The 8,249-nt window shown below is 70.5% G+C and carries 5 protein-coding genes; all 5 read right to left on the bottom strand.

What is annotated here, in order from left to right:
* Nucleotides 1–209: 209 nt before the first annotated feature.
* Entirely contained in the window at nucleotides 210–2,150 is a 1,941-nt protein-coding gene (cysN, locus tag VGR37_09320) for a sulfate adenylyltransferase subunit CysN (protein ID HEV2147587.1), read from the bottom strand.
* Nucleotides 2,150–3,118: a sulfate adenylyltransferase subunit CysD gene (gene cysD / locus VGR37_09315; GenBank protein HEV2147586.1), complete on the bottom strand. Its 969-nt coding sequence runs from the start codon at nucleotides 3,116–3,118 to the stop codon at nucleotides 2,150–2,152. The genes cysN and cysD overlap by 1 nt, the downstream gene beginning before the upstream one ends.
* The gene (locus tag VGR37_09310) at nucleotides 3,118–4,887 is read right to left on the bottom strand and encodes an SLC13 family permease (protein HEV2147585.1); all 1,770 of its coding nucleotides are present in this window, start codon (nucleotides 4,885–4,887) and stop codon (nucleotides 3,118–3,120) included. Before VGR37_09310 ends, cysD begins: the two co-directional genes overlap by 1 nt.
* 1,282 nt (nucleotides 4,888–6,169) lie before the next feature.
* Nucleotides 6,170–7,399, bottom strand: coding sequence for an MFS transporter (locus tag VGR37_09305; protein ID HEV2147584.1), 1,230 nt, complete (start codon nucleotides 7,397–7,399; stop codon nucleotides 6,170–6,172).
* A gap of 168 nt (nucleotides 7,400–7,567) precedes the next feature.
* Nucleotides 7,568–8,249, bottom strand: a 682-nt coding sequence (locus VGR37_09300; protein HEV2147583.1) for a murein L,D-transpeptidase catalytic domain family protein, incomplete at its 5' end; no start/stop codon positions are given.

Below are 8,249 nucleotides of genomic sequence, written 5' to 3'. Positions count from 1 at the left end.
GCGGTGATTACTCCAGGCCTGCCCCTTTTTCGCGTTGCCAGGCAGGTGCGGCGCGAGAGCGCGCCATTGTGCTTCGGTTAAGTCGGTGCGTGCCATGCAGCTAAGCTAATACCGACCCGGTTCCGTCAGACAGACCCTAGCGATGCGTGGACCGAGTCCCCTGGGGACAGTCCAGTCAGCTCATCACCGTCCTTCTTTGTGGCATCCTGTCAGGCGATTACCATCTCACCACGATCGGAGATTACGCCGTCGTCCCGCAGCCGGGCCAGGATCGTCTCCACCACCTCGTCCACGGACTGCGCTTCGGTGCGGGCGACCATCTCAGGCCGCACCGGGGCTTCGTAGGGCGAGGAGATCCCGGTAAAATCCAGGATCTCGCCGCGGGCGACCTTCTCGTAGAGCCCCTTGGGGTCGCGGCTGCGGCAGGTGTCCAGCTCGCAGTCCACGTGCACCTCGTAGAAGCGCCCCTCCGGGAATTGCGCCCGCACCGCCTCGCGGTCCTCGCGGAACGGGGAGACGAAGGTGCAGAGGACGATGGAGCCCTGCTCGAAGAAGAGCCGCGCCACCTCCCCGGCGCGGCGGATGTTCTCCCGCCGGTCCGCGGTGCCGAAGCCCAGGTCCCCGCAGAGCCCGTGGCGGAGCTGGTCGCCGTCCAGGAGCATGGTCTGGCGGCCGTCCCCGAACAGCCGCCGCTCCAGCTCGCGCGCGATGGTGCTCTTCCCGGAGCCCGAGAGCCCGGTGAACCAGAGCACCGCGGCCCGGTGGCCGTTGCGCGCCTCCCGCTCCTCCCGCGGGACGCCGGCGTCCTCCCACACGACGCCCGGGGAGACGGGCTTTGCCGGGGCCTCCTCCGTGCGCCCGAACACCTCGTCCGCGGTGCGCACGTCGCCGCGGATCATCCCCGCCGCCACGGTGACGTTGGTGTACGGGTCCACCAGGATGAAGCTCCCGGTGGCCCCGTTCTGCGCGTACGCGTCGAAGAACACCGGTGACGCCGTGGTGATCTCCACCCGGCCGATGTCGTTGAGCCCGAACGCCGCCGCCTCCTCGCGGTGCAGCGTGTCCATGTCGATGCGGTACACCACCCTGCTGACGAACGCCTTGACCTCCCGCGAGGTGTGCATCAGCACGTACGGGACCGAAGGGTCCAGCGGCTGCTCGCCCATCCAGCAGACCAGCGCCTCGAAGCGGTCGCCCACGCGGGGGAGGTTCATCCGCCGGACGATCATGTCGCCCCGGGAGACGTCCAGCTCGTCCTCGATGGTGAGCACCACCGAGTCGCCCGCGGACGCCTCCGCCAGCGGCCCGTCCGCGGTCTCGATGGCGCGGATGCGGCTGGAGCGCCCCGAGGGGAGCACCACCACCTCCTCCCCCGGCGAGATGGTCCCCGAGGCGATGCGGCCGGCGAAGCCGCGGAAGTTCTGGTGGGGGCGGATCACGTACTGCACCGGGAAGCGGAAGTCCACCAGGTTCCGGCGGGCCCCCACGTTCACGTTCTCCAGGTGGTGCAGCAGCGTCCCCCCGTCGTACCAGGGCGTCCGCTCGCTCTTCTTCACCACGTTGTCGCCGCGGAGCGCGGAGATGGGGATGAAGGTGAGGTTCTGGATCTCCAGCTTTTCCGCGAACTCCCGGTACTCCGCCACGATCTCGCGATACCGGTCCTCGTCGTAGTCCACCAGGTCCATCTTGTTTACCGCGACGACGATGTGCGGGATCTGCAGGAGCGACGAGATGAAGCCGTGCCGCTTGCTCTGGGTGAGCACCCCCTTGCGCACGTCCACCAGCACGACGGCCAGCTCCGCCGTGGAGGCCCCGGTCACCATGTTGCGCGTGTACTGGACGTGCCCCGGCGTGTCGGCGATGATGAACTTCCGCTTCGGCGTGGCGAAGTAGCGGTACGCCACGTCGATGGTGATGTTCTGCTCCCGCTCGGCGCGCAGGCCGTCGGTGAGGAGGGCGAGGTTCACCCCCTCCTCCCCGCGTCGGCGGCTCGCCCCCTCGATCGCCTCGAGCTGGTCCTGGAAGATGGACTTGGTGTCGTACAGGAGCCGCCCGATCAGGGTGCTCTTGCCGTCGTCCACGCTCCCCGCCGTGCTGAAGCGGAGGAGGTCCATCTCCAGGTACGTGCTGGTCCCGACCGTCGCGCTCATCAGAAGTACCCCTGCCGTTTGCGGTCTTCCATGGCGGCCTCGGAGCGCTGGTCGTCGGCCCGGGTCGCCCCCCGTTCGGTGATGCGGGTGGTGGCGATCTCCGCGATGATGTCCTCCACCGTCTCCGCCGTGGACTCCACCGCGCCGGTGCAGGTGGCGTCGCCCACCGTGCGGAAGCGCACCGTGCGCTCCACGTGGCTCTCGCCCGGCAGGAGCGGCACCCAGGGCGACTTCCCGTACAGCACGCCGCCGCGGTCCACCACCTCCCGCCGGTGGGCGAAGTACAGGGAGGGGAGCTCGATCCTCTCCGCGGCGATGTACTGCCACACGTCCATCTCCGTCCAGTTGGAGATGGGGAAGACGCGGAAGTGCTCCCCCGGGCTCCTGCGCCCGTTGTACAGGCTCCACAGCTCCGGGCGCTGGTTCCTGGGGTCCCACTGCCCGAAGCGGTCGCGGTGCGAGAAGAAGCGCTCCTTGGCGCGCGCCTTCTCCTCGTCGCGCCGGGCGCCGCCCATGGCCGCGTCCGCCTTCAGCTCGGCGAGCGCGTCCAGGAGCGTGGTCGTCTGCAGGGCGTTGCGGCTGGCGCCCGGGCCGGTCTCCTCCACCACGCGCCCCCGGTCGATGGAGTCCTGCACGTACCGCACGAGTAGCTCCGCCCCGGTCTCGCGCGCGAGCCGGTCGCGGAACTCGATTGCCTCGGGGAAGTTGTGCCCGGTGTCGATGTGCAGGAGGCGGAAGGGGAACCGGCCCGGCCAGAAGGCCTTCTGCGCCAGGCGCACCAGCACGATGGAGTCCTTCCCCCCCGAGAAGAGGAGGACCGGGCGCTCGAACTGCGCCGCCACCTCTCGCATGACGAAGATGGCCTCGGACTCGAGCTGGTCCAGGTGGCTCTTGCGGTAGCCGCTCGGCGCCGCCAAGGCGGGGGGCTCCGGGAGAGCGTCGTTCACGTCCAGCAGTGGGGTCGCCATTAGAAGGACCAGAAAAGGGGAACGAAGAGCACGATCGCGGCCACGACCAGGAGGGTCAGCGGGAGCCCCAGCCGGACGAAGTCCGTAAAGCGGTACCCGCCCAGGCCGTACACCATCGTGTTGGTCTGGTAGCCGATGGGCGTCAGGAAGCTGGCGGAGGCCGCCAGGGCGATGGCGATGGCGAAGGGGCGCGGGTCCGCCCCCACCTGCGCGGCGGCCGCCATACCGATGGGGAAGAGGAGCACGGCCGCGGCGTTGTTCGTGATCAGCTCCGTCAGCAGCACGGTCGCCAGGGTGACGGCCAGGAGCACGCCGAGCGGGCCCCATGCGCTGGACGCCTCCACGACAGCGTGCCCGATCACCGCCGCGAGCCCCGACGTCTCGATTGCCGCGCCGATCCCGAAGCTGGCGGCGATCACCACGAGAACGTCGAGCTCGATGGAGGAGCGCGCCTCCCATGGGGTGAGGACCTTGAAGGCCACCAGGGCCAGCGCCCCCAGGAGCGACGCCTGCAGGATGGGGATCACCCCGGCCCCCGCCCCCCCCACGATGGCGAGGGTGACGAGCCCCACCAGCAGGCTCTGCCACGGGCTGGTGACCGGCTTGCTCCCGAGATGTGCCACCAGCAGGAACTCGCTGCTGTGGCGCCAGCGCTTCCCGAACTCCGGGTCCGCCACCAGCAGCAGGGTGTCGCCCTCGCGGAGGCGGACCTCGCCCAGCTTGGAGCGCACGCGCTCTCCGGCGCGGTGGATGGCGAGGACCGCGGCCTGGTAGCGGCTCCGGAAGTCCACCTCCTTGAGCGTCCGCCCCACCAGCGGGCTGGCGCCGCTCACCACCCCCTCGAAGAACGAGCGCGAGCCCGCGCCGGCCGCGGGCGCCTCGGCGTGCTCCGTGGAGCTGAGGCCGCGCATCGTCTGGAGGTCGCGGATCACGTCCGCGCGCCCGGCGAAGATCAGCCGGTCGTCGCCCCGCAGCACCGTGGTGGGCGCGGCGGGGGCGATCACCTGCCCGCCGCGCTCGATCTCCGCCAAGAAGACCCCCTGCAGGCTGCGCAGCCCGCCCGCCTCCACGCTGACCCCGTCCAGCGGGCCGCGCGGGGCCACCCGCATGTGCACCACGTACTCGCGGATGTCCGCCTCGAACTGCTGGCGCGGGCGGCGCCGGTCCGGGAGGAGGCGCTGCGAGAAGAGGACCAGGAAGCCCACCCCAATCAGCGCCACGGGGAGGCCCACCTTGCCGATCTCGAACATCCCGATGGGTGCCATCCCGGCGCTCTGCATCAGCCCGGAGACCACCAGGTTGGTGGAGGTCCCAATCACCGTGACGACCCCGCCCAGGATGGTGGCGAAGGAGATCGGCATCAGGTACCAGCTCGCCGGGCGGTTGCGCTTCTCCGCCCAGTCGGCCACCTGCGGGGCCAGCATCGCCACGATGGGCGTGTTGTTCAGGAAGGCGGACGCCGCCGCGGTGGGCGCCAGGAGCCGCATGAGCCGGCGCGACCCCCCGTCGCCGTTGCCCAGGGTGGCCGAGACCAGCGGCTGGAGCGCGCCCGTCTTCTCCACCCCGGCGGCCAGAACGAAGAGCGCGGCCACGGTGATGGGTGCGGGGTTGGAGAACCCGGCGAACGCCTGGGGCGTGGAGATCACCCCCGACACCAGGAGCACCACGTCCGCGGTGACCACCGCCACCACGGGCGACGCCCAGTCGCGCGCCAGCGCGACCACGGTCACCAGCACCACCGCCAGGGTGAACCAGGCCTCGACGCTCATCGTTCTTCGGTTACTCGTCCCTGAACGGAAGTAGTACTTGACGAAAACTCCTCTGCCCCTCTAGTACGTGTGGCTGGAACTCGGACCATTGCGGCATGCAGGCGGCCAAGGGCTTCTCCAGCGGCCAGGGAAATGAACCGGCCAACAACCTCTCGCGTACAAGTGTCAGCTCCCGCGTGCCCGCCCTGCGGGTTGATTAAGTGGATGGTGTTGGGCAGGTGGCGGGCGGCCGCAGCGGCGAGTTCAGGTGGCGTCACTGGGTCGAGCGCGCCGGAAAGCAGCAGGATGGGCTTGTCTGAGCTTAGCGGTGTTGCGAAGCCGTCCGGTGCGACGCCGACCGGCCATTCTCGACACGCCCGCACCAGCTCGAGCGAAACGGGTGCGTGAAACAGGTCAGGGGTCGATCGCGCAAGACGTCGGCGAGCGCGAGCCGCGGCGCATCCACGGCAGATATGTAGGACCGACAGCATGAGCCCTTCACTCCTACCGCGCTTCCTCGCGCAGCTGTTCGTGAGGGCTTGTCGGACCAGTGGCTCGACGTCGCCTTCGGCTGCCGCGTCGACCAGGTGGAGAACCCGGCGCGCCGCCGACGGGTGGTAGAGCATGGACCAGATCCGCTCCTCGATTCCCCTTCGGTCCCAGCGTAATGGTCTCGAACGAAAGGCGGCGCCCGTTCCAGATGCCGACGTGATCGGTACTGCTCGAGCCGCGCGAGCAGGCGCTCCAGGTCGTCGCGCGGATCGGGGATCTCGGCGGAGCAGACAGGGTCGCGACCGCACGAGGCGATCGCTGCAGCAAGCGCCCGACGTCCCCCCACGATCCGGCGAGAAGGAGGGGCACCTCCGGGGGAGGTCCGCCGCAAGGTGGCGCGGGTGCCGGACCTTGCGCGCCCGGCCCTGCGCGAGTCGTGGCGGCATTTACTCCTTCGAATATGACTGAACCCGTAGGTCAAGGCAAGGCTCTTTCCACCTACGGTCCTCGCCGAGGTGAAAAGGTTCCCCATGCCCGGCCACACTCCGTAACGTCCTTGGTCGTGCCCCGGATCAGCCCTTCCCGAACGAAAAAGGCCCCGCGCTCCAGAGAGCTGCGGGGCCAAGTCCTGGCCGAGACGTGAAACCAAATTCTCCCGTGTGCCGGTCACGCTCCGACGCTATTAGCACCGGGGTACTCGGCCGGTCTCGACTTGGACCGGTCGGGATCGGGAGCCGCTTCCTCACATGTTGTCGGCATCATTCGGCCTGGGCGCACCTTGTTTTGGAACCGATCCTGAAACTGAGCCCGGTCAGGGCTGCCCCTTCGCTTCACGAATTCGGACGTTTTCAAGTCTTCGCATCGCCGCGATCCCGAGAGCCGGCCCCAGAGCGAGAACCCCGAAGGCGAGCGGCCACCCGACTGCTTCCCGCAGGGCCGGCACGCCCTGGATGGTAACCGTGGTGAGCAGAAACCCGAGCGAGGTCTGCAGGGTGAGCGCGGTCCCCACCGCGTGCGAGGGGGCCACCTCAGTGACCATGGCACTGAACTGCGCGGAGTCCGCCACGACGGCGAAACCCCAGATCAGCGCTACAGTTAACACGAGCGCGAAGGGAGCCTGCAGCATCCAGCCGATGAGCAGCGCGCACGCTCCACTGACGCCCATGGCCCAGATTGTGACCCGCTCCCGCCCCAGCCGGTCCGCCCACGCGCCCGCCAGCACCGACCCCACCCCGCCCATCCCGATCACCGCGAACGCCACCGCCCCGGAGAGGGCCCCGGCCCGCGCGTCGGACGCCCCCCTGGCGAGGAAGAAATCTGCAAAAAACACCGCGACAAAACCCCACATCGCGTACAGCTCCCACATGTGCCCCAGGTACCCGCCGATCGCAAGCCGGGTGGGGCGGTGGCCCGCCACCGTGCCCACCAGGCGCCAGGAAAAAGGCCGGCGCGCGAACGGGAACGGCCCCTCCCGGTACCCGAGCGCCACGAGCAGCCCCGCCGCCGCCGCGCCGCACGAGGCCGCCAGCACCACCGCGTTCAGGCTCGCACCCTCCGCCGCGCGCAGGAGGTACGGCGTCGCCTTCCCCAGCGTGAGCGCCCCCACGAGGGTCCCGATGGCGAGCCCGCGCCCCGACTGGAACCAGGTGGCGATCATCTTCATGGCCGGCGGGTAGACGCCCGCCAGGAAGAAGCCGGTCAGGAAGCGGAGCCCCAGCGCCGCGGCGTACCCGGGAGCCAGCACCAGGAGGGCGTTCGCGAGTGCGGCGCAGAGCGCCGACACGGCGAAGTAGGGCCGCGCCGGGACCACGTCCGCCAGGTTCAGGAGCGCGGCGGCGGCCGTCCCGGCCACGAAGCCGAGCTGCACCGAGGTGGTCAGCCAGCCCGCCTGCTGCGCGTCGAGGCCCCACAGCGCCTGGAGCTGGGGGGCCACCGCGCTGGCGGTGAACCAGAGCGACATCCCCAGCAGCTCCGCCACGGAGAGCAGGAGGAGGATCCGCCAGCGGCGGGAGGGCGGCGGCGCGTCGGGAGGCGGGGACATGGTCGGCGGGTGCGGGGCGCGGGGCCGGATCGGGGATACAATACCCCGCCGCCCCACCGGCCGGAAGGCGGAGCCGGCGCCCACACGCAAAAGCCCTCCGCCGGCGTACGCCGTCGGAGGGCTGCTTCGCTTCGAGTCCCGGCTCCGGACCGGGGCGCCGCGCGGGCCTTATCCGGCGTCGCTCGCCCAGGGGTCGGTGGCCATCCACGTCCGCTCCAGCGGCGAGAACAGGAACACCAGGCCGCCGTTGCTGATCCGCGGGAGCAGCTCGCGCGCCCGGCCCGGCTCGATGGCCGGGCACCCCTCGCTCCGCCCCGCCCGGGATGCCGTCACGTACGGCGCTCCGTGCGCCACCACCCCGCGGGTGCGCGCCGCGCTGTTGAAGCGGCCCGAGAGCCCCTTCAGCCGCAGCCCGACGGAGGTGTACCGCTGGCCGCCCGCCTTCCCCGAGAACCCGTACGTCTCCTGCGCCAGGTAGAGCCCCAGAGAGGTGGCGTTGCTCCCCTCGCGGTTCGAGAACCGGGTCGGGATCCCCCGTGCGTTCGGGGCCGAGCCCCGCCCGTGCGCCACCATGAAGGGGCCGTCCACCACCTTCAGCGCCTCCATGTCGAAGACGTAGCCGCGGGGCGTCTGCGCGTCCAGCCCGTAGTCCACGTAGTACAGGTACGGCTTCCGGACCTGCTCCGGGTGCGCCTCCTTGTACTTGAAGTACGCCTGGAAGGCCATGCGGAGCGCGTCGGGGTCGCTCTGCTTCCCCACGCTCTTCCCGAGGACCCCGAGCGCGGTCTGCACCCGGGCGCCGCGCGCGCTGCTCTCCAGCCCCACGCCGTCCAGGACGGCGCGCGCCGTC

This window comes from Longimicrobiaceae bacterium, assembly GCA_035936415.1.
In the GTDB taxonomy this organism is placed as follows: domain Bacteria; phylum Gemmatimonadota; class Gemmatimonadetes; order Longimicrobiales; family Longimicrobiaceae; genus JAFAYN01.
Note: the sequence above shows the minus strand (reverse complement) of the source record. Positions and strands in the feature narration are given on the sequence as shown.

Bases quoted from the DNA above. Each gene is read 5' to 3' on its own strand.
- cysN (HEV2147587.1), bottom strand. From the start codon at position 2,150: ATGAGCGCGACGGTCGGGACCAGCACGTACCTGGAGATGGACCTCCTC.
- cysD (HEV2147586.1), bottom strand. From the start codon at position 3,118: ATGGCGACCCCACTGCTGGACGTGAACGACGCTCTCCCGGAGCCCCCC.
- VGR37_09310 (HEV2147585.1), bottom strand. From the start codon at position 4,887: ATGAGCGTCGAGGCCTGGTTCACCCTGGCGGTGGTGCTGGTGACCGTG.
- VGR37_09305 (HEV2147584.1), bottom strand. From the start codon at position 7,399: ATGTCCCCGCCTCCCGACGCGCCGCCGCCCTCCCGCCGCTGGCGGATC.